Genomic DNA, 21,795 nt, shown 5'->3' with positions numbered 1-21,795 from the left:
TACTCAAGTTTCGCTGAGTTTAGAAGTTTTCACTCTTCATTTCATTAATTCTTCACTTCCCTTCGTAAACGTCTTATAGATGGCAGGCAGGACAAGGAGAGTGAGCAAAGTGGAGGTGATAAGTCCACCTATGACCACAGTAGCCAAAGGTCTCTGCACCTCAGCTCCATCACCATGCGAGAGCGCCATAGGCAGGAAACCCATGGAAGCCACCAGCGCCGTCATGAGTACAGGACGAAGACGGATCATACAACTGTCTATGATGCGCTTCTGAACATCGGTCACGCCCTCCCGTTGCATCTGATTCATCTGTCCGATAAGTACGATGCCGTTGAGCACAGACACGCCAAAGAGTGCTATAAAGCCTACTCCTGCCGAGATAGAGAAAGGCATGTCGCGCAACCACAGCGCCCACACACCACCAATGGCTGCAAAAGGAATGGCAGAGAAAACAAAGAGCGACTCGCGGACACTCTTCACCGTGGCATAGAGCAGCAAGAGAATGATGACAAGCGCCAAAGGTACAACTATCATCAGACGGTTGACGGCACTCTGCAGGTTCTTGAACTCTCCGCCATAGGTGTAATAATAACCGTCGGGCAACTGCAACTTGCTGTCGAGCAAGTGCTGAATCTCATCGACTGTACTCTGAACATCGCGTCCCTTCACATTGAATCCCACATAGATGCGACGGGCACCGTCCTCATGCGACACCTGGGCTGGGGCCGTTTCGTAGACGATATCAGCCAACTGGTTCAAAGGAACAGTCACAGCAGCCGGGCCTTCCTGTTGACCTGCACTCACGGGGATGGCAAGCGTCTGCAATGCCTCTATGGTGCGCACATCCTTGTCGAGTCGCAACACGATGTCAAACTTCCTCTCGCCCTCAAACACAACTCCTGCTGTTCCTCCGGCAAAAGCAATCTCAAGCACCTGGTTCACATCGTCCACGCTGACACCATACTCCGCCATGCGCTCATGGTTGCACCTCACCTGTATCTGAGGTAAGCCTGCCACCTGTTCCACCATGACTCCGCTCACACCTCTCACATAACTGATCATCTTGCCCACCTTCTCTGCCTGCTGGATAAGCGTGTTGAGGTCGTCGCCGAAAATCTTGATGGCCACATCTTGCTTGATACCCGTAAGCAGTTCATTGTTACGCATCTGTATGGGTTGTGAGAACTCAGCCTCCATACCGGGAATATTCTTTAGCGTAGCCTCCATCTTCTCCATCAGGTCGCTGGTGGTCGTTGCCGAAGTCCATTCTGCCTTGGGCTTCAGAGCCACCATGATGTCGGCACGCTCCACGGGCATCGGGTCGGTAGGAATCTCCGCACTACCGATTCGACTCACCACCTGCTTCACCTCGGGATATTCAGACTTCAGGAGTTTCTCTGCCTTGGTGCAGGTTTCCACCATCTGAGAGAGCGACGTACCCTGCGCCATACTCATCTCCACAGCAAAGTCACCCTCGTCGAGACTTGGAATAAACTCACCTCCCAAGAACTTGAGTCCCACCACACTCACGCAACAAAGTGCCACGGCAGCGGTAATCACATCCTTGCGACGGCGCAACACCCATTCCAACACAGGACGATACCAGGTCTGAAGCCGACTGATCATCCGGTCGGAGAAAGTAGCCTTCGTGTGTACCTTACGACTCAGGAACAGACTGCTCGCCATGGGCACATAGGTAAGCGAAAGGATGAAAGCACCCAAGATGGCAAAGAACACGGTGAACGCCATGGGACGGAACATCTTTCCCTCGATACCGACAAGCGTCATCAGCGGAATGTACACGATCATGATGATAATCTCACCAAAAGCTGCACTCTGTCTGATACGCGAGGCGGAATAATGCACCTCTGCATCCATCTCTGCATGGGTAAGGGCGAAACCACCTCCTGCCGTATGTCGGGCTATATAGGCAGCACGCACGCCAGGCTGCGAGAAATCGCCCCTGTTGATATGTGTCACCACAGCCTCGACGATGATAACCGCCGAATCGACTATCATTCCGAAGTCGATGGCTCCTAGACTCATCAGGTTGCCATCCACACCAAAGGCTTTCATCAGAGCAAAGGCAAAGAGCATACTCAGCGGAATGACACTCGCCACTACCAGACCGGCACGCCAGTTGCCCAAGAAGAGAACCAATACGAAGATAACAATGAGTCCGCCTGCTATCAGGTTATGGGCAATGGTTCCCTCCACTCGCTCCACCAAGTTGGTGCGGTCGATAAAGGGTTCTATCACCACACCTTCGGGCAGAGACTTCTGTATCTGATTGATACGCTCCTTCACGTTCTTGATAACCTGCTGGAAGTTCTCACCCTTCAGCATGATGGCGATACCTGCCACCACTTCACCCTCGCCGTTTCTTGTCACGGCTCCGAAACGGGTGGCGTGTCCTTCCTGCACCTTTGCCACATCCTTGATTCTGACAGGAGTTCCTTCTATTGTCTTGACGGTGATGTTGGCAATATCGTCGAACGATTTTACCACACCCAGTCCACGGATGTAATACTGATTGGAGTTCTGCTCGATATAGCTTCCGCCGGTATTGGCATTGTTGCGCTGCAGGGCATCAAACAGGTCGCTGATGGTAAGGCCGTTGGCATTCAACTGGTCTGTGTCTACAGCCACCTCATACTGCTTGACGTAGCCTCCCCATCCGCTAACCTCTGCCACACCTGGCGTTCCTGCCAACTGCTTGCGTACTATCCAGTCCTGAATGGTGCGCAACTGGGTGAGAGAATAGCGGTCCTCATAACCTTTCTCGGGTCGTACAGTATAGTGGAATATCTCACCCAAGCCTGTAGCTATAGGCCCTAATTCGGTATCGGCATTGGCAGGCAACTCCTTGGCAACAGCCTCGAGCACCTGACTGATTTGCGAACGCGCCCAATAGATATCGGCACCATCATCAAAGACAAGTGTCACTACCGACAAGCCGCTGCGCGAAATACTTCTGCGTTCTTCCTGACGGGGAATGTTGGCAAGCGCCATCTCTATCGGACTGGTTATATACTGTTCCACCTCCTTGGCTCCAAGCGAAGGGGCCTGCGTGATGACCTGCACCTGATTATTGGTAATATCGGGGGTAGAGTCGAAAGGAAGATGCACCAACGACCAGATGCCCCATACTGCCAAAACCACAGTCAGGATTCCGACCACCATCTTATGGTGTATCGAATATGTGATAAGTTTCTGAAACATAGTGATGTGTGTTTATTCTATCATACTTAGTGTTCATCACCATGCTCACCCGTCATCGAAGCCAGATAGAAAGCATTGTCGGTAACTATCTTCAGTCCTTCCTTGATATGCTTGCAGAGGGCTACCTCTGTATATCCATCCGTGCAGACACCTGTCGTCACCTCATGGCGCGAGAAACTGTACTCTCCGTTCTTTGGTTCATGATTGAGGGCAAAAACATACTGCTTGCCTTCTGCACTCACGATAGCTTTATTGGGCAGGGCAAAACACATCTGTCGCCCGGTGGCTATCTGTCCCGACACATACATGCCGTCAAAGAGTTTGGCGCCTGGTGCCGCATCGAGTTTTACATGCACCGCCACACTCTTCGTGCCCTTGTTGAAGCTTTCGTTCATGCCGTATACCTTGCCTGTCAACTTCACTCCTGGCTGATTGGTAAGGGAAAGGAACACGCGGTTGCCATTCTTTATCTTGCCCAGGTCTTTCTCAAATACGTTGAGGTCGCATTCCACAGCCTTGTTGTTGCTGATCTTCATCAGAGGAGTCTGCATGTCGGCATAACTTCCCAACGAGGCTGTCAGCTCACTCACCGTACCGCTCACCGGAGCACGCAAGGGGAAGACAGTAGTGAAATGGCCCTTGGCTACCGATGCTGCAGAAATGCCAATCTGCTGCAACTGACGGGCAATACCCACCATACTGGCACGAGCCACTTGATAATCTTTCCGTGCCATCTGCATATTCTTCTTCACCCCAGCGCCATTGGAAGCCAACAACTTCTGGCGTTCCATCTCCTGTCGGGCAGACTCACACTCCTGATAAGTGGTAAAGTATTCCCGCTGCAAAGAAAGAACATCAGTATTCTCTATCGCAGCAACAATCTGGCCTTTAACGACTTGCTGTCCTTCCTTCACGTAAACATTCTTCACCACGCCACCCATCAGTGAGGTAACCATTCCGATGTTTTGAGCACGAAGCACCAGGGCTCCATTGACCTGTATCGTGGCATCAAGCTCTCGTGTTTCCACATTCCCCCACTTCAGGTCGACGGCCTTGATCTGTTTCTCGTTCAACAGGATATTTTCCACATCCACATGTTCCTCATGTTCATGCTCGTCGGCATGTGGATTCTCTACTTGCGACTTCTGCCATAGGGTGAAGCACAAGATGGCGACAGCGGTTGCTGCCACTACTATCAAAATTCTTTTTATCATTTCTCTTGATTGTTAATTATTGAACTTTAATATGCCCTTGCATGCAGCAAAGACATCAACACAAGCCCCTATCATACCTTTACTTCAAACTGCAAAGGGCAACATGGGTCTGTATATAAAAAACAATTAAGAGAACAAGGGAGGTCCGCGCCTGCTAAAAGCAGAACACGATTCTTCGGACAAAGGCAAGGTGAGAGCCTGCCACTCTGTTGCCACACAGGCAGAAAGACAGAAGAAACGCGCTTCTGCAGGAAGAACAAAGACCTGCAGATGATGGGCATCAAGAAGCTTTTTGACGGCAGACTTCACCACCCGGTTCTTGACTATGAAATGATGCATCTGCTTCACCTGGCAGCCTTCGTGCTCAGTATCATGATGCTCAGTATGCTCATCATTCAGACTTCCGTCCTGACTACACACCTCCACAACCATACAGATACGCTCATAATGATGATGATGAAGCATCACCGTCGAGAGAAGCATACCCATCGTGGCAATCCAAATGGAGAATATGTATAGTCGTCGTTTCATAATCTTAATGCATAGATTTTGCAAAGATAAATGAAATATCCGATTTGACGAAGATAAAAACATTTTTTATGGCAAAACGAGTTTGTTTTTATTGATTTTCTACCATTTATTTGGTTATTTGGCAAGAATATTGTACTTTTGCCAGACAATTTAAACCCATTTTAAAAAAGGAATTCATTCATGAACAGAACGATTATTACAGTGGTAGGTAAGGATACAGTAGGTATCATTGCCAAAGTGTGTACTTATCTTGCAGAAAACGACATCAACATTCTCGACATCTCACAGACCATCGTGCAGGATTATTTCAACATGATGATGATTGTCGATATGACTAAAATGAAGAAATCTTTCGAAGACATTGCCGACGAACTCAAAAAGATTGGCGAAGACATGGGCGTTCAGGTGAAATGCCAGCGCGAGGAAATCTTCGACATGATGCACAGAATCTAATTGCTATCTAAGTCTGCCGATGCTAAGCGGTAAGACGACAGACTATTCTGTGAAGAAAAGACTTTTCTTCGTCAAAGGAAAATTTAATGTATCTAAGTGAAATAAGACTATAATAAGATGATCAATATTTCTGAGGTTATTGAAACCAACAAGATGATAGAGAAGGAAAATCTCGACGTGCGCACCATCACAATGGGTATCAACCTGTTGGACTGTGCTGCGACTGAGGTGGACGTACTCTGCGACAACATATACAAGAAGATTACCCGACTGGCCAAGAACTTGGTGAAGACGGGCGAGGATATTTCCAAGGAGTTTGGTGTGCCTATCGTCAACAAGCGCATCTCTGTTACTCCTATTGCCCTGGTGGGTGGCTCTGCCTGCAAGACAACAGACGACTACGTGAAGATTGCCAAGACTTTGGACAAGTGTGCCAAAGAGTTGGGTGTCAACTTCCTGGGTGGTTACTCTGCCATCGTTTCCAAGGGAATGAGCAAGAGCGATGAACTCTTGATACGCTCTATTCCTCAGGCTTTGGCGCAGACCGATTTTGTATGCAGTTCTATCAATGTGGGCTCTACCAAGACCGGTATTAATATGGATGCGGTTCGCCTGATGGGTGAAATCGTAAAGGATACTGCCGAGAATACCAAGGAAAAGGGTTCTTTGGGTTGTGCCAAACTCGTTGTACTCTGCAATGCTCCAGACGACAACCCCTTTATGGCTGGTGCCTTCCACGGCGTGAGCGAGGCTGATGCTGTAGTAAGCGTGGGAGTCAGCGGACCTGGTGTAGTGAAATATGCCTTGGAGAGTGTTCGTGGTGAGAGTTTCGAGGTGCTTTGCGAAACCATCAAGCGCACTGCCTTCAAGATTACACGTGTAGGACAATTAGTAGCCAAAGAGGCTTCTCATCGACTGGGTGTTCCTTTCGGCATCATCGACCTCTCATTGGCTCCTACTCCTGCCATTGGCGACAGCGTGGCAGATATTCTGAAGGAGATTGGTCTTGAGCATCCTGGTGCTCCTGGCACTACTGCTGCTCTTGCCCTGCTCAACGACCAGGTGAAGAAGGGCGGCATCATGGCATCTTCGTACGTAGGCGGTCTGAGCGGTGCCTTTATCCCTGTCAGCGAGGATCAGGGTATGATCGATGCTGTAGAGGCTGGTGCCCTTACCATCGAGAAACTGGAGGCGATGACTTGTGTCTGCTCTGTGGGTCTTGACATGATAGCTATTCCTGGCGACACGCCTGCTACAACGATTTCAGGAATTATCGCCGACGAGGCTGCCATCGGTATGATCAACCAGAAGACTACTGCCGTACGTGTCATTCCTGTCATAGGAATGAAGGTGGGCGACTGTGTTGACTTTGGTGGTTTGTTAGGTCATGCACCTATCATGCCTGTCAACTCGTTCAGCTGTTCTGCATTCGTCAATCGTGTCGGACGCATTCCTGCACCTATCCACAGTTTCAAGAACTAAAGACAAGGAGTAATAGAAGTCAAAGGAGTTAACTCCTTAACTCCTTTGACTTCTAAGAAATCTCCTTTAACTTTCTACTTTTACCATTACTTCGCCATATCCTAACAAGCGGTCGGTACGGTCGCCTACACCTTTATAATATACTAACACCTGATACTTGTTTCTCGTTTGATAGAAACTGCCCTCAGTGGTTACGGGTTTTGTAGTACCATCGGCATTCACCACCACATAGCGATAACTGTAGTAGCCCTGCTTCAACAGGACGGCACCCTCGTATGCCTTAGCTGCTTCGTTGTATTCCATTAGGTAAGGAGGCAGAAAACTGTCCTGAGTCCAAGCTCCGTTCAGATACACATCACCCTGCTGACGAGGCGCCTGCAACAAGAAGTGCACCCAGGCGTAATCCGAAGTAAAAGTGTTGTCAATGTTGTCGCTGTTGCGAATATAGAAAGCTCCGTTCGCCGATTCGTCGTATACATAGTTGGGACGCGGCAGGTCTGCCATCACATAGGCATGTGCCTCGCTTCCGTCCCAGAAGATGCTGTCGAGCCCCATGGTGGTATGACTGAGGTCCAGCATCTCGAACTTGTGATACTCGTTGCCACCGTCGAATATCAACTGTCGGCAATGCTTCCAACTCTGCCCTTCGGTATTCACATACTCCGCACGCGGTGCTGTCACAGCATTATCCCATCTGCCGTTCTGCAGTACGATGGTCTTCAGCTGTCGGGCAGGATCGGTCACTCTCACCTCACCATAGTCTATCGCCATCGCCACCTGCTGATGACTGTGATAAATATCAATATCTGTGTTTCCCGTCACCGACATGGAAACCTTCATCTGTGGGTCCACCAACATAAAGCAGGCAGTGAAAACAGGATGGCTGTCATCATCATCGGAAAAGACCGACAACTTGTAGTTGCCGCTCATCGTCAGCCGGCAATGCTCGTTGGGAATGGTAAGACTGTAGTGCGTATAGAGATGATTGGTGTTGAGCGACTGTTCGTAGTTGTCGATGGTTAGTTCGCCATTGAATCCCTGTAGGAAATCGCTGGTAAAGATCTCACGCGACTCCAACCAGTCGGCTTCACAATGTTCTATCTTGTAGGAATAACGTTCATAGTCGTGGGTCATGTCATCGAAATCGATGTGCACAGGCTCGCCAAGCTGGGCAACGGGCATTTCCTGCCATCGCTGTCCTGCCACTACCTGCAGACTGGCAATACGCTGATTATAAATCACATGACGCTGTGCCACGACTGGCATAGCTATCACACCTGCCACCCATAGCCACACCATACGGCACAAGAGGCTGAAAAGATTTTTATGCTTCATAGGCGCAAAGATAAGCAAAAGTTTTCAACCAGCCATACACAAGCCATAAAAACATCTGATTTTTTATGGCCAACAATGCCCGCAACTCAAAGAAAATATGTATCTTTGCAATATCTTTGCAAAGTCAACAAAAATATCTATGCAACACATCGATTATCTCAACCTCAAGGACATCAACAGTCCTTTACAACAAGACATCCTTGATGCCATCCATCAGGTGGTGGAGAGCGGATGGTATCTGCAGGGCAAAGCCAACCAGCAGTTTGCTGAGGCTTACGCCCAGTATATCGGCACGCAGTACTGCATACCGTGCGGAAACGGACTGGATGCTCTGAAACTGATGCTCAGAGGCGAAATGGAACTGGGCCGACTGCATGAGGGCGACGAGATCATCGTACCTGCCAACACCTATATCGCCACCATTCTTGCCATCACAGAATGCCGGTTGAAACCCATACTCGTAGAACCAAGATGGGAGACCTTACAGATCGATGACCGTCAGCTCCATCAGGTTCTTACACCTCGCACCAAGGCGGTAATGACAGTCCATCTGTACGGCAGATGTGCCATGACCGAGGCGATAGAGCGTTTCTGTCAGCAGCATAACCTGTTGCTCTTCGAGGACAACGCACAGGCGCATGGATGCATGTATGGCAACAGAAAGACAGGTTCTTTAGGCAATGCGGCAGCCCACAGTTTCTATCCAGGCAAGAACCTTGGTGCCTTGGGCGATGCAGGAGCTGTGACTACCGACGACCATGAGTTGGCTGAGGTTGTGAGAGCCTTGGGCAACTATGGCAGCAGCCGTAAATATGTCTTTCCATACGTGGGCACCAACTCGCGCATGGACGAGATGCAGGCTGCCGTCCTTACGGCAAAGCTTCGCCACCTCGACTTACTCAACGAGGCTCGCCGCCAACGTGCCAAAGAGTATCTCTCGCTCATCAACAATCCCAAGGTCAAGGTTCCCCATCAGATGTATGACGACTGGAGTCGAAACGTGGTTCACATCTTCCCCGTCTTCTGCGAGAAGCGCGACGAACTGCAGACTTACCTAAGCAAGCATGGCATAGGTACGATGATTCATTACCCCATCCCGCCCCATCAGCAAGCCTGCTACAAAACATGGAACAAGCTTTCCCTGCCCATCACCGAACGCATCCACCAACAGGAACTCAGTCTGCCCTGCCATCAGATGATGACTTCGGAAGAGACTAAGTATATAGCGGAAACTATCAACAGTTTTCAATAAAGCTACCTCTTTTTTATTATTACCGAACTGAGCCCACTTGAAAAAGTCGAAAATCGCATTTTATGTCTTTGTAACTTATCAATAATCAATAGCCGATTTTCGTAAAAATGACTTTTTAAAGTGGACTCATTACTTAACTATCGTAAGTATGTTAAGTAACCAAGCAAACAAAAGAATAATTATACAGCATATTTATTCAATAATTGCCCCAAAACCATGGACTAACTGGAAAAAAGAATCTACCCAACTGAGAAAAAAAAATTTCCTAACTGGGAAATATTTTTTTCAAAGTTAAGTAACGCCTATAGATGAAAAATTATACAGAAGGATTCTGACTATATTTTTTGGCTTACAAGCATAGAGAAACACGGAATGATAGAAAATAGAAACAAAAACTACGCAGACCTGTGTGATTGAAAGACTCCTCTTCTCACCCGACTCACGTACATTACGTAATCGTTTTAGTAAAATAAACCTAATAATTACGTATTTTTTTGGTGGATTGCAAAAAAATAATGTATATTTGCAAGTCGAATAAGCAAATCTTAAAAAACTAAATTACAATTATGAAACAATTTATGGATGAAAACTTCCTGCTCGACACCAAAACTGCGCAGGATTTGTATCACAATCATGCGGCTAAAATGCCTATCATCGACTATCACTGTCACCTCATCCCTGAGATGGTTGCCAATGATCATCAGTTCAAGAGCATCACAGAGCTTTGGTTGGGCGGCGACCACTACAAGTGGCGTGCCATGCGTACCAATGGTGTAGATGAGCGTTTCTGCACAGGTACTGATACAAGCGACTGGGAGAAGTTTGAGAAGTGGGCAGAGACAGTACCTTATACATTCCGTAATCCTTTGTACCACTGGACACACCTTGAGCTCAAGACAGCTTTCGGTATCGACAAACAGTTGAGCCCTAAGACAGCACGCGAAATCTACGACGAGTGTAACGAGAAGTTGCAGCAGCCAGAGTATACAGCACGTGGATTTATGCGCCGCTACCATGTAGAGTGCGTATGTACTACAGACGATCCAATTGATGACTTGCGTTATCACAAGCAGACTCGCGAGAGCGGTTTCGAGATCAAGATGATTCCTGCATGGCGTCCTGACAAGGCCATGAACATCGAAAAGCCAGACTACGCTGAGTACATGAACAAGTTGGGCGAGGTAGCAGGTGTTACCGTTACTACCTTCCAGGATATGGTTGATGCCCTGCAGAAGCGTCACGACTTCTTCACCGAGAATGGCTGCAAGTTGAGCGACCATGGTATCGAGGAGTTCTACGATGAGCCATATACAGACTCTCAGATTGAGACCATCTTCGCCAAGGCTATGCGCGGTCAGCAGCTTTCTGCTATCGAGATTCGCCAGTACAAGCACGCCTTCCTGAAGGTATGTGCCGAGATGGATTATGCTGCCGACTGGACACAGCAGTACCACTATGGTGCTATCCGCGACAACAATACATTGATGTACAACAAGCTGGGTGCTGATACCGGTTTCGACTCTATCGGTGAGTTCACTACAGCCAAGGCTATGAGCCACTTCCTCAACGAGTTGAACATGGAAGGCAAGCTCACACGTACTATCCTCTATACACTGAACCCATGTGCCAACGAGGTGATTGCCACAATGCTTGGCAACTTCCAGGACGGTTCTTGCCCAGGCAAGATTCAGTTTGGTTCAGGTTGGTGGTTCAACGATCAGCTCGATGGTATGACACGCCAGATGAACGCCCTCTCTGTTCTCGGCCTGTTGAGCCGATTCGTAGGTATGCTGACCGACTCTCGCTCTTTCCTGAGCTATCCACGTCACGAGTACTTCCGTCGTTTGCTCTGCAACCTGCTTGGCAACGATGTTGAGAAGGGTTTGCTGCCTAACGATATGGAGAGCCTCTCACGCATGGTAGAGGATATCTCTTACAACAACGCACGCAACTACTTCAAGTTCTATTAATAAAGTAGTAACCCTACTAAAAAAGCATGATGCCTGCCTCGTTTGTCGAGACAGGCATCATTTTTTTTATCCTCTTATGATAACAGGGTACCGCAAATGGAGGTGTTAAAGAAATTAGAGAAGTTATAGAAGTTAAAGAAGTTAAAGCCATATGCTTTACAGCTAAATATACATCCCTTAAAGGCTGTTGGCTTTAACTTCTAACGACCAAAGGGAGTGATAACTTCTTTAACTTCTCTAACTTCTCTAACTTCTCTAACTTCTCTACCTAAACAATAATTCTGGTCTTGTGATAGTTTTCGCGGAACTCAGTAGGCGAGCAGCCTTTCTTCTTCTTGAAAATACGGTTGAAATTGCTGAGATTGTTGAAACCGCAATCGAAGCCAATCTCACTGATCGACTTGGCAGTATCAACCAGCATACGGGCAGCATAACCCAGACGAAGGTCGATGATATACTCGCTGATGTTACGCCCTGTATGCAGCTTGAAGAACCGACTGAAAGCGCTTGGACTCATACCAGCCAAATCGGCGAGCATCGGCAAGCGCAGGTCGTCCATATAGTTCTTGGATATATAGTTCTTTACCTTCAGGATGCGACGGCTGTCGTCCTCTACCTTGACCTTGGCATAGCTGCTGGAAGCCAACGTACGTGCATTGTCACAACGTGACAGTTCATAGAGAATGGTAAGAAACTGCTGCACGGCATAAAATCCATCCTTAATGCTGCTGAGAGTGTCGAGAAGACTGTAAACCTTCATAATAGCCTTCATGGGGAACACCAAACCCTTGCGTGCCTCCTGCATCATACGGGTAATGCTGGAGTAAGGATTGCGGCCAAAGAGGGTCTCATCGCCCATACTGAAATCGAACTGTATGGTTATCTCGCGAATATCCTCGCTCTTGCACTCATTCTGCTCCCATACATGTTCCAGTTCGGCAGAGGTGATAAGACAAAGGTCATACTCGCCTATTACCTCCTGCGAGTCGCCTACGATACGGCGCACTCCCTGAGCATTCTCCACAAAGTTGAGCTCAAAAACTGAATGATTATGAATGGGATAAGTAAACTCCATCTTGTGCCTGTCGGCAATGTAGAGGACATCCTTACCCATCAAAGGCGTGATTTCATGAATGATTCTTCTTTCTTCTGACATATTTTAAATAATAGATTTGGATTTAAGTGCGGTAAAGTAGGAAAAAGTACGAGTCTGATATTGTGAGAAGCTCCATCATGCGGCCATTCACAACATCAGACCCGCGTTTTGAGAATATCTCATCGCTTAAATGCGAAGGTCTTTCAATATGTCACTCATCTTCTGCTTGGTAGCAATACGGGTAGGAACCAACGGCAGGCGCAGTTCGTTCTCGATAAAGCCCATATCATTGAGCAGCGCCTTTACACCGGCAGGGTTGCCATCCACAAAGAGAAGACTGTACAACTCGGTAAAGGCATGATGAATCTTGCGCGCTGGCTCATACTCGCCACGGAACTCGAGCCGTATCATACGGCTGAAGGCCTTGGGCAGCGCATTACCGATAACCGAGATAACACCTGCAGCACCGCTTGCCACCATAGAGAAGGTAAGTGCATCATCGCCACTGATGACATCAAAGTTATCAGGCTTGTTCTTGATAATCTCATCCACCTGCTCCAAACTTCCACTGGCCTCCTTGATGGCTACTACGTTGGGGAAGTCACGGGCGATGCGACAGGTTGTCTCCGGCTTCATATTGATGCCTGTGCGACCAGGCACATTATAAAGAACGATAGGCAATGGACTAACCTGCGCAATAGCCTTGAAATGCTGATAGAGTCCTTCCTGAGAAGGCTTGTTGTAATAAGGACAAATGCTCAAGATACCATCAATACCACTCCAGTCAGTAGACTTGATTTCTTCCACCACGGCTGCAGTATTGTTGCCACCGCAATATTTCAATATCTTAACTCGTCCATGGTTCACCTCTTTCACCAACTCGGTAATCTTATTTTTCTCATCCTGGGTGAGACAAGGAGCCTCACCTGTAGTTGCAAGGATACAGAGGAAGTCTGCACCATTGTCTATTTGAAACTCAACCAGTTTCTTCAGCGACTGATAGTCAACTGTTCCGTCGGTCTTGAATGGGGTAATCAGGGCTATACCTAAGCCTTTGAATATATTCTGTGCCATAATCTATTAATACAAAATCGTTGGCAAAAATACAATTTAATTGTCAATTTGCAAAACAAATTTGTGTTTTTCTTTCAAGATTATATCATTTTGCAAAATAATCGGTACTATTTTCGCATATTTCGTAGTTTTTTATTAATTTTGCAGCCGATTGAAGCAAAAAATGCATGTGAGAATTCAAGGGCAGTAAAATGAGATACTTTATTTTCTTCGGTTACGACGGAACCAATTATCATGGTTGGCAGATCCAACCCAACGCCAACTCTGTACAGCAGGAGTTGCAAAAAGCTCTGTCTACTCTTTTACGACGCGACATGGAGGTTGTGGGTGCAGGACGAACAGACACGGGAGTACACGCCAGAAAGATGGCTGCCCACTTCGACTGGGAAGGCGAAGAACTTGACACCCCACAGCTCACCTATCGTCTGAACCGCATTCTGCCAAGAGATATTGCCGTAAAAGACATCAAACGGGTAGCCGACGACATGCATGCGCGCTTCTCTGCCTCCTCGCGTACCTATCATTATTATATACATACGTGCAAGGATCCCTTCGAGCGCCACTACTCGTTGCAGATGAACTTTCCGCTCGACTTCGACAGGATGAACCAGGCGGCACGCCACTTTCTGCACCACAAAGACTATGCTGCCTTCTGCAAGGCGGGTGGCGACAACAAGACAACCCTCTGCGAGGTGACACAAGCCCAATGGGTACAGACCTCACCCTCTACCTGGTATTTTGAGATAACCGCCAACCGCTTTCTCCGCAACATGGTGCGTGCAGTAGTGGGTACGCTGATTGATGTGGGAAGAGGGAAAATAAGCGAAAGTCAGTTTCTCGACATCCTGCACAACGGAACCCGCAGCGATGCAGGCGAGAGTATGCCAGGACACGCCCTCTTCTTGGAGGAGGTGAGATACGACTTGTAAAGACAAAAGGGTAAAAAGAATTCATGATATAATATGTGGTTAATTTTAGCATTTCTCTCAGCCACCTTGCTGGGATTTTATGACGCCTTCAAGAAAAAGGCTCTTTCAGGTAACGCAGTTATTCCGGTACTGTTTCTCAACACGCTCTTCTCGTCGCTCATCTTCATTCCTTTTATCGTGACGAGCTATACGACGAATGCACTCGACGGAACAATCTTCCATGTCGCCTCTGGCGGATGGGAAGTACACAAATACATCATTCTGAAAAGCTTTATCGTGCTGAGCAGCTGGACTTTCGGCTACTTCGGTATGAAGCATCTGCCCCTTACCATTGTGGGACCTATCAACGCCACACGTCCTGTGATGACACTCGTGGGAGCCATGCTTGTATATGGCGAGGTACTCAACCTGTACCAATGGATAGGTGTCATCTTAGCAGTAGTTTCATTCCTCATGCTGTCGAAAAGCGGAAAAAAGGAAGGTATCGACTTCAAGCACGACAAATGGATATACTTTATCGTCCTGGCTGCCGTATTGGGAGCCATCAGCGGACTGTATGACAAATACCTCATGGCTCCGCCCGAGAACGGAGGTGTGGGACTTGACCGCATGATTGTGCAGAGCTGGTACAACATCTACCAGTTAGTCATGATGGGATTCATGATGATGATTCTATGGTGGCCGGCACGCCACAAGACAACCCCTTTCCGCTGGCACTGGTCCATCATCTTTATCAGCATCTTCCTGAGTGCTGCCGACTTCGTGTACTTCTATGCGCTGAGTCTGCCGGGAGCCATGATCAGCATCGTGAGCATGGTGAGACGAGGAAGCGTCATCGTAAGCTTCCTCTTCGGAGCTGCCCTCTTCCACGAGAAAAACCTCAAGGCCAAGTTTGTCGACCTGTTGTTGGTGCTCATCGGTATGCTCTTCTTATACTTCGGAAGTAAGTAGTTGTAGTAAAAGGAAAAAACGAAGCCGGCTTCGTTGACCATCGCAAGCAGCTTCGTTGACTATCGCAAGCTACTTCGTTGGCGAACGAAGCCGGCTTCGTTTTTTCAGCTTGTCAGGAAATAAATGCCGGCCAAGATGGCAAGCACGATGACAGTTACTACTGTCTTGAACAAGCAGGTAGCAACTTTCTTCACTATCAGGAAGCCCACAATCAGCACGATGAGAGCAAAAACGTAATATTCAAAATGATTCATGTCTTTTCTTTAGATGTTATGATTTCAAAGCTCGGCGAAATTCTGGTGGGATAGGAGTTTCAAACTCCATGGGCTGATGCGTAACGGGATGATAGAAGCAAAGCACATAGGCATGAAGACACAAGCGATGACAAGGATCATCTCCATTTCCATATTTGATATCGCCACATACAGGATGTCCCATATCGGCAGTATGAACACGTATCTGGTTCTTACGCCCCGTCTCCAATTTAAATTCTACAAGAGAATAATCAGTTGAGCGCTGAAGCGTATGATAGTGAGTGACAGCATATTTGCCGCCATTGTCCGTATCACTGCTATAAGTAATATATGCCTTATTGTCCTTCAGCCAGTTGGCTATAGTTCCTTCATCTTCCTCCATCTCGCCCGACACCAAAGCCACATAGCGGCGGTCGTATACGTTGTGATGCCAGTCATCCTCCAAGGCAAGTTCGGTCTGCTTGTCCTTGGCATAAATCATCAATCCGCTGGTATCACGGTCGAGTCGATGCACCACATGAGCCTGACAGTTCTGACGGGTTTTGTGGAAGTAGTCGTCGAGCACGGTCTTCACATTGAGCGATGAATGTCCTGCCGCCATACTCAGTATGCCGATCTGCTTTTCCACCACCACCAAATACCGGTCTTCGTAAACAATCTTGAGATACTTGCTCTTGAAGGTTTCCTGGTTCTTCTTCGACTTGCTGACGGCAATCTTCATGCCGGGTCTCAGAGGATAGTCGAACTTGGTGATCGTCTTGCCGTCCACACGGATGCCACGGCCTTGCAGTATCTGCTTGATTTTGGTCTTGCTCGAACTCTTGACGTTTTCCAACAGCCATTCCAACAGAGGCGCAGGCTTGCTGACCACATAATGGTCATACTCATTGGGGACTCCAAACCCTCCCCTGTCAGCGCGCTTCTGCCACTTATTGTTTTCTTGTCGCATATCAGTTGTAAATCGTTTTTGGTCTACAAATTTATGCCTTTTTGTTCGATTGACAAAAAATATCTATGTTTTTAACTAAATATTAAGTCCTTTTCATCACTAAATTTCTGATTTACAAATATTTTTTGTACCTTTGCATCCAAATTTGAAAATAACATACAATAAACTTTTAAGTTAATGATAACTGTAACCAATTTAGCGATACAATTTGGAAAGAGAGTCCTCTATAAGGACGTAAACCTCAAGTTCACTCACGGTAACATTTATGGTATTATTGGTGCCAACGGTGCCGGTAAGTCAACCTTCCTTCGCGCCATCAGCGGAGATCTGGAGCCCAACAAGGGAAGCGTGGAATTAGGACCAGGCGAGCGCCTCTCGGTATTGGAGCAGGACCACTTCAAATATGATGAGTTCCGCGTCATGGACACCGTTCTGATGGGTCACCAGCCTCTTTGGGAAAACATGAAGGAGCGCGAGCGCCTCTACTCTAAGGAAGAGATGACCGAGGAAGACGGCAACCGTGCTGCCGACTTGGAGTTGAAGTTTGCCGAGATGAACGGATGGGAGGCTGAGAGCAATGCTGCCCAGCTGCTTCAGAACCTTGGTGTACAGGAAGACAAGCACAACAAGCTCGTAGGCGAGCTTTCAAATACAGAGAAGGTACGTGTCATGCTGGCAAAAGCCCTCTTCGGAAACCCAGACAACCTGTTGCTCGATGAGCCTACCAATGACCTCGACCTCGACACCGTGGAATGGTTGGAGGAATATCTGAGCAACGTGGAGCAAACCGTATTGGTGGTTTCTCACGACCGTCACTTCCTCGATGCTGTGAGCACACAGACCGTAGATATCGACTTCGGCAAGATAACCATGTTTGCCGGAAACTACTCTTTCTGGTACGAGAGTTCACAGTTGGCTCTGCGCCAGGCTCAGAACCAGAAGATGAAGGCTGAGGAAAAGAAAAAGCAGTTGGAAGAGTTCATCCGCCGATTCTCTGCCAACGTGGCTAAGAGTAAGCAGACCACATCCCGCAAGAAGATGCTCGAGAAGCTCAACGTCGAGGAGATTCGTCCTTCAAGCCGTAAGTACCCAGGCATCATCTTCCAGATGGACCGCGAGCCTGGCAACCAGATTCTTGAGGTGGAAGGTTTGAAAGCTGTCGACGAGGATGGAACAGTTCTCTTCGACAACGTAAACTTCAACATCGAGAAAGACGAGAAGGTGGTATTCCTCTCTCATAACCCCAAGGCCATGACCGCCCTCTTCGAAATCATCAATGGCAACAGAAAGGCTGACGCAGGAGAATACAAGTGGGGCGTAACCATCACAACAGCCTATCTCCCACTCGACAACACCGAATTCTTCCAGAGCGACAAGAACCTGGTAGACTGGCTCAGCCAGTACGGTCCGGGCAACGAGGTGGCCATGAAGGGTTACTTAGGTCGTATGCTCTTCAGCGGTGAGGAGGTTTTGAAGAAGGTAAACGTGCTCTCGGGAGGCGAGAAGATGAGATGTATGATAGCTCGTATGCAGCTGCAGAACGCCAACTGTCTGATTCTCGACACACCTACCAACCATCTGGACCTGGAAAGCATTCAGGCTTTCAACAACAACCTGATAGGCTTCAAGGGAAATGTGCTATTCGCCAGCCACGACCACGAGTTCATCAACACGGTAGCCAACCGCATCATCGAGCTGACCCCATCGGGCACCATCGACAAGCTCATGTCGTACGATGAGTACATCTACGACGAGGCTATCAAGGAGCAGAAAGCCAAGATGTACAACGTATAAGAAACAACATGCCAACCCCACCATTTCGAAAGGAACAAGTAGGTTGGCATGTTTTTTGCAACACACGCCACAAAACGTGTTAAACAAAAAAACAACATTCATTATGTCTAAAGAAAAAGAAATCAAGATAGAAGATTCCAACGCCAACGAGAAGGTTGACGAGCAGCAGACAGAAAAGCAGGCAGAACAGGCTCAGACTGACAACCTGTCAGCCGATGACGGTAAAGAGAAAGAAACCGAAGAACTTGATCCTCTCGCCAAGGCAGAACAGGAAGTAGAATCACTCAAAAAACAGTTGCTCTACAAGACTGCCGAATTTGAAAACTACCGCAAGCGCACCCTGAAGGAGAAAGCAGACCTCATCCTCAATGGCGGTGAGAAGACAATCGCTGCCATCCTGCCTATCCTGGACGACTTTGAACGTGCCATCGCCGACAAGAGCGAGGATCCTAAAGTCATCAAGGAAGGTGTACAGATGATTTTCAATAAATTCAGCAAAGCCCTCGAAAGCCTTGGTGTCAAGAAGATCGAGACACAGGACAAAGATTTCGATGTAGACTATCACGAGGCTGTTGCCATGGTGCCCGGTATGGGCGATGACAAGAAAGGAAAGGTTATAGACTGCATCCAGACCGGCTACACACTCAACGACAAAGTAATACGCCACGCTAAAGTTGCCGTAGGACAATAGAACAAGAATAAATAAAACATAAAGAATTCAACATTAGCAAATGGCTAAGAGAGACTATTACGAGGTGCTTGGCGTCGACAAGTCGGCATCCGACGATGAAATCAAGAAGGCTTACCGAAAGATAGCCATCAAATATCACCCTGACCGCAATCCTAACAATAAGGAGGCAGAGGAAAAGTTCAAGGAAGCCGCCGAGGCTTACGACGTACTGCGCGACCCTCAAAAGAGACAGCAGTATGACCAGTTTGGATTCAATGGTCCACAAGGTGGATTCGGAGGATTCGGAGGCGGCGCAGGCATGAACATGGACGACATCTTCTCTATGTTCGGCGATATCTTTGGCGGACATGGAGGCGGAGGCTTCGGCTTCGGAGGCAGCGCACAGCCACAAATGCACCAGGGAAGCGACCTGAGAATCAAGGTAAAACTCAATTTGAAGGAAGTTGCCAACGGTGTCACCAAAAAGTTTAAAGTTCATAAAGACCTGAAGTGCCCCGACTGTCAGGGTACAGGAAGTGAAGGTGGAGCCAAGCCCGAAACTTGCAACACTTGTCATGGAACAGGCTATACCATCAAGAGCGTTCGCTCCATCTTTGGCATGATGCAGACTCAAGCCGCCTGCCCTACCTGTCACGGAGAAGGCACTGTTATCAAGAACAAGTGTAAGACCTGTGGCGGCGATGGTGTTGTAAAAGGCGACGAGGTAGTGGAAATCAACATTCCTGCCGGAGTTCAGGACGGAATGGTACTCACCGTAGCAGGAAAGGGAAATGCCGGAAAACGTAACGGATACCCCGGAGATATACAGGTCCTCATCAGCGAGGAAAGCAACGACACCTTCGAGCGCGACGGACAGAACCTCTACTACAACCTGGTTCTCGATTTTGCCACTGCTACTTTGGGAGGCGAGGTAGATGTTCCTACCATAGAGGGCAAGACCACTGTCAAGATTGAGCCTGGCACACAGCCTGGCAAGCAGATTCGCCTGCGCGGAAAAGGGCTGCCAGCCGTAAAAGGCTACGGATATGGCAAGGGAGACATCATCTGCAACGTAACCGTCTATGTCCCCAAGACACTTACCAAGGAAGAGAAAGAACTGATTAAGAAACTGAAGGACAGCGAGAACTTCAAGGCAGACAATGCTACGAAGAAGACGCTCTTCGACAGTTTGAAAAATCTGTTCAAGTAATTTTTCAAAATAAAACTAAGAGCAATCCTCTTCTCCAAAACAAGAAGAACAGGATTGCTCTTTATCATTAATGAAGACACACACCTATTATATATACACATATATGAACTACAAAGAAACGACAGAATATCTGTTTACGAGAACTCCCGTTTTCGAAAAGGTAGGCGCCACAGCATACAAACCCGGACTGCAAACCACACATGCCCTGGATGAGCACTTCGGTCATCCCCATCAGTATTTCAAAACCATCCATGTGGCAGGAACCAACGGCAAAGGCTCCTGCTCACACACCATTGCTGCCATCCTTCAGGCACAAGGATACAAAGTAGGACTCTACACCTCGCCACACCTGGTAGATTTTCGCGAGAGAATACGCATCAACGGCGAATGCATTCCCGAACAATATGTGGTAGACTTTGTAGAAGAGGAACGTTCCTTCTTCGAGCCCTTGCATCCATCCTTCTTTGAACTAACCACAGCCCTGGCTTTCAAGTATTTCAAAGAACAACAGGTAGACTATGCCGTCATAGAAGTGGGATTGGGAGGACGCCTCGACTGTACAAACATCATCACCCCCATCCTGTCCATCATCACAAACATCAGCTACGACCACACCCAACTACTTGGCGACACCCTTGAGAAAATAGCTTTTGAGAAGGCTGGCATCATCAAGGAAGATGTGCCCGTAGTGATAGGAACCACCACCACTGAAACCCGTCCTGTGTTCGAAACCATAGGAAAGGAAAGAAAGGCGCCCGTCATCTTCTCAGAGGAATCTGCCTTCAGCAACGACACCGTTACAACAACTGCGGAAGGTCGTCACGTGTTAGGCACCCATACTTTCGGACCTATAGAGATGGAACTCCGGGGAATCTATCAGGAAGAAAATGCAAGAACCATACTTTGCGCCATATCTATCCTGCTCGACAAAGGCATCGTCGGCAAAGAAGCCATCCTAAAAGGATTTGCCAACGTATGCGAGACGACAGGACTGCGCGGACGTTGGGAAAAACTGAACGACAAACCTCTTGTCATCTGCGATACAGGACACAACGTGGCTGGATGGAAATTTCTAAGCCAACAAATCGAAAAACAACCATGCACACACCGACATATCGTCTTCGGAATGGTGGACGACAAAGATGTTTCAAGTGTACTGGAGTTGCTTCCTAAAACAGACACAACCTACTACTGGACACAAGCCTCAACAAAGAGGGCTATACCCGTGGAAAAGCTATGCAAGATGGCACAGGAACATGATCTCACTGGCAACACATATCTGTCTGTAAAAGAAGCATTTGAAGCTGCAAAAAGAGAAGCAAAGAATACCGACTTCATCTTCGTGGGAGGTTCGAGCTATGTGGTAGCCGATTTGCTGGCATAATATATTTTAGTTTTTTTAAATCAAA

The 21,795-nt window shown here is 47.9% G+C and carries 18 protein-coding genes; 10 read left to right on the top strand and 8 right to left on the bottom strand.

The window, feature by feature from the left end:
- Nucleotides 1-36 precede the first annotated feature (36 nt).
- The 3 genes from P3T48_RS04620 to P3T48_RS04610 all read right to left on the bottom strand — a co-directional run bounded on the left by P3T48_RS04620 (nucleotide 37) and on the right by P3T48_RS04610 (nucleotide 4,967).
- Nucleotides 37-3,222 carry an efflux RND transporter permease subunit gene (locus P3T48_RS04620; RefSeq protein WP_276505821.1) on the bottom strand — a complete coding sequence of 1,062 codons (3,186 nt, stop codon included), beginning with the start codon at nucleotides 3,220-3,222 and terminating at the stop codon, nucleotides 37-39.
- A gap of 26 nt (nucleotides 3,223-3,248) precedes the next feature.
- On the bottom strand, nucleotides 3,249-4,436 hold the full coding sequence (locus P3T48_RS04615; RefSeq protein WP_276505820.1) for an efflux RND transporter periplasmic adaptor subunit: 1,188 nt from the start codon (nucleotides 4,434-4,436) through the stop codon (nucleotides 3,249-3,251).
- 126 nt (nucleotides 4,437-4,562) lie between these two features.
- Complete coding sequence (locus P3T48_RS04610; RefSeq protein WP_276505819.1) at nucleotides 4,563-4,967, bottom strand: DUF6769 family protein; 405 nt, start codon at nucleotides 4,965-4,967, stop codon at nucleotides 4,563-4,565.
- A 180-nt stretch (nucleotides 4,968-5,147) separates the two neighbouring features.
- Between P3T48_RS04610 and P3T48_RS04605 the strand changes: the two genes are divergently transcribed.
- Together P3T48_RS04605 and P3T48_RS04600 are read left to right on the top strand one after the other, a co-directional pair.
- On the top strand, nucleotides 5,148-5,420 hold the full coding sequence (locus P3T48_RS04605) for an ACT domain-containing protein (RefSeq protein WP_276505818.1): 273 nt from the start codon (nucleotides 5,148-5,150) through the stop codon (nucleotides 5,418-5,420).
- Between the two features lie 117 nt (nucleotides 5,421-5,537).
- Nucleotides 5,538-6,902 (top strand): PFL family protein, encoded by a 1,365-nt coding sequence (locus tag P3T48_RS04600; RefSeq protein WP_022252773.1) that lies wholly within the window; start codon nucleotides 5,538-5,540, stop codon nucleotides 6,900-6,902.
- A 66-nt stretch (nucleotides 6,903-6,968) separates the two neighbouring features.
- Here P3T48_RS04600 and P3T48_RS04595 read toward each other — a convergent pair whose 3' ends face one another.
- Nucleotides 6,969-8,201 carry a type IX secretion system plug protein gene (locus P3T48_RS04595; RefSeq protein ID WP_276505876.1) on the bottom strand — a complete coding sequence of 411 codons (1,233 nt, stop codon included), beginning with the start codon at nucleotides 8,199-8,201 and terminating at the stop codon, nucleotides 6,969-6,971.
- A 175-nt stretch (nucleotides 8,202-8,376) separates the two neighbouring features.
- Between P3T48_RS04595 and P3T48_RS04590 the strand changes: the two genes are divergently transcribed.
- A complete protein-coding gene (locus P3T48_RS04590) occupies nucleotides 8,377-9,489 on the top strand; it encodes a DegT/DnrJ/EryC1/StrS family aminotransferase (RefSeq protein WP_276505817.1) in 1,113 nt (370 codons plus the stop codon).
- A gap of 566 nt (nucleotides 9,490-10,055) precedes the next feature.
- The gene (uxaC, locus tag P3T48_RS04585) at nucleotides 10,056-11,459 is read left to right on the top strand and encodes a glucuronate isomerase (protein ID WP_022252770.1); all 1,404 of its coding nucleotides are present in this window, start codon (nucleotides 10,056-10,058) and stop codon (nucleotides 11,457-11,459) included.
- Between the two features lie 268 nt (nucleotides 11,460-11,727).
- Here the strand turns inward: uxaC and P3T48_RS04580 are convergent, their stop codons facing one another.
- Entirely contained in the window at nucleotides 11,728-12,615 is an 888-nt protein-coding gene (locus P3T48_RS04580) for an AraC family transcriptional regulator (protein ID WP_276505816.1), read from the bottom strand.
- Between the two features lie 126 nt (nucleotides 12,616-12,741).
- Nucleotides 12,742-13,629, bottom strand: a complete 888-nt coding sequence (gene dapA / locus P3T48_RS04575; protein ID WP_022252768.1) for a 4-hydroxy-tetrahydrodipicolinate synthase — start codon at nucleotides 13,627-13,629, stop codon at nucleotides 12,742-12,744.
- A 191-nt stretch (nucleotides 13,630-13,820) separates the two neighbouring features.
- Here dapA and truA point away from each other — a divergent pair, with 191 nt between their 5' ends.
- Nucleotides 13,821-14,558 (top strand): tRNA pseudouridine(38-40) synthase TruA, encoded by a 738-nt coding sequence (truA, locus tag P3T48_RS04570; protein WP_276505815.1) that lies wholly within the window; start codon nucleotides 13,821-13,823, stop codon nucleotides 14,556-14,558.
- Between the two features lie 33 nt (nucleotides 14,559-14,591).
- Nucleotides 14,592-15,509: a DMT family transporter gene (locus tag P3T48_RS04565; RefSeq protein ID WP_276505814.1), complete on the top strand. Its 918-nt coding sequence runs from the start codon at nucleotides 14,592-14,594 to the stop codon at nucleotides 15,507-15,509.
- A gap of 104 nt (nucleotides 15,510-15,613) precedes the next feature.
- Here P3T48_RS04565 and P3T48_RS04560 read toward each other — a convergent pair whose 3' ends face one another.
- Nucleotides 15,614-15,763 carry a sulfate transporter gene (locus P3T48_RS04560; RefSeq protein WP_276505813.1) on the bottom strand — a complete coding sequence of 50 codons (150 nt, stop codon included), beginning with the start codon at nucleotides 15,761-15,763 and terminating at the stop codon, nucleotides 15,614-15,616.
- Nucleotides 15,764-15,779: 16 nt separating this feature from the next.
- Entirely contained in the window at nucleotides 15,780-16,712 is a 933-nt protein-coding gene (locus tag P3T48_RS04555) for an RluA family pseudouridine synthase (protein WP_276505812.1), read from the bottom strand.
- A 177-nt stretch (nucleotides 16,713-16,889) separates the two neighbouring features.
- On the opposite strand from P3T48_RS04555, the gene P3T48_RS04550 reads away from it, so the two are divergent.
- The 4 genes from P3T48_RS04550 (at nucleotide 16,890) to P3T48_RS04535 (ending at nucleotide 21,770) form a co-directional block, all read left to right on the top strand.
- Nucleotides 16,890-18,506 carry an ABC-F family ATP-binding cassette domain-containing protein gene (locus P3T48_RS04550; protein ID WP_276505811.1) on the top strand — a complete coding sequence of 539 codons (1,617 nt, stop codon included), beginning with the start codon at nucleotides 16,890-16,892 and terminating at the stop codon, nucleotides 18,504-18,506.
- A gap of 100 nt (nucleotides 18,507-18,606) precedes the next feature.
- Complete coding sequence (locus P3T48_RS04545; protein ID WP_443217168.1) at nucleotides 18,607-19,197, top strand: nucleotide exchange factor GrpE; 591 nt, start codon at nucleotides 18,607-18,609, stop codon at nucleotides 19,195-19,197.
- 40 nt (nucleotides 19,198-19,237) lie between these two features.
- A complete protein-coding gene (gene dnaJ / locus P3T48_RS04540) occupies nucleotides 19,238-20,386 on the top strand; it encodes a molecular chaperone DnaJ (RefSeq protein WP_158463967.1) in 1,149 nt (382 codons plus the stop codon).
- A gap of 103 nt (nucleotides 20,387-20,489) precedes the next feature.
- On the top strand, nucleotides 20,490-21,770 hold the full coding sequence (locus tag P3T48_RS04535; protein ID WP_276505809.1) for a bifunctional folylpolyglutamate synthase/dihydrofolate synthase: 1,281 nt from the start codon (nucleotides 20,490-20,492) through the stop codon (nucleotides 21,768-21,770).
- Nucleotides 21,771-21,795 lie beyond the last annotated feature (25 nt).

It is taken from the genome of Segatella intestinalis, from assembly GCF_029348455.1.
Taxonomy (GTDB): Bacteria; Bacteroidota; Bacteroidia; order Bacteroidales; family Bacteroidaceae; genus Prevotella.
Note: the sequence above shows the minus strand (reverse complement) of the source record. Positions and strands in the feature narration are given on the sequence as shown.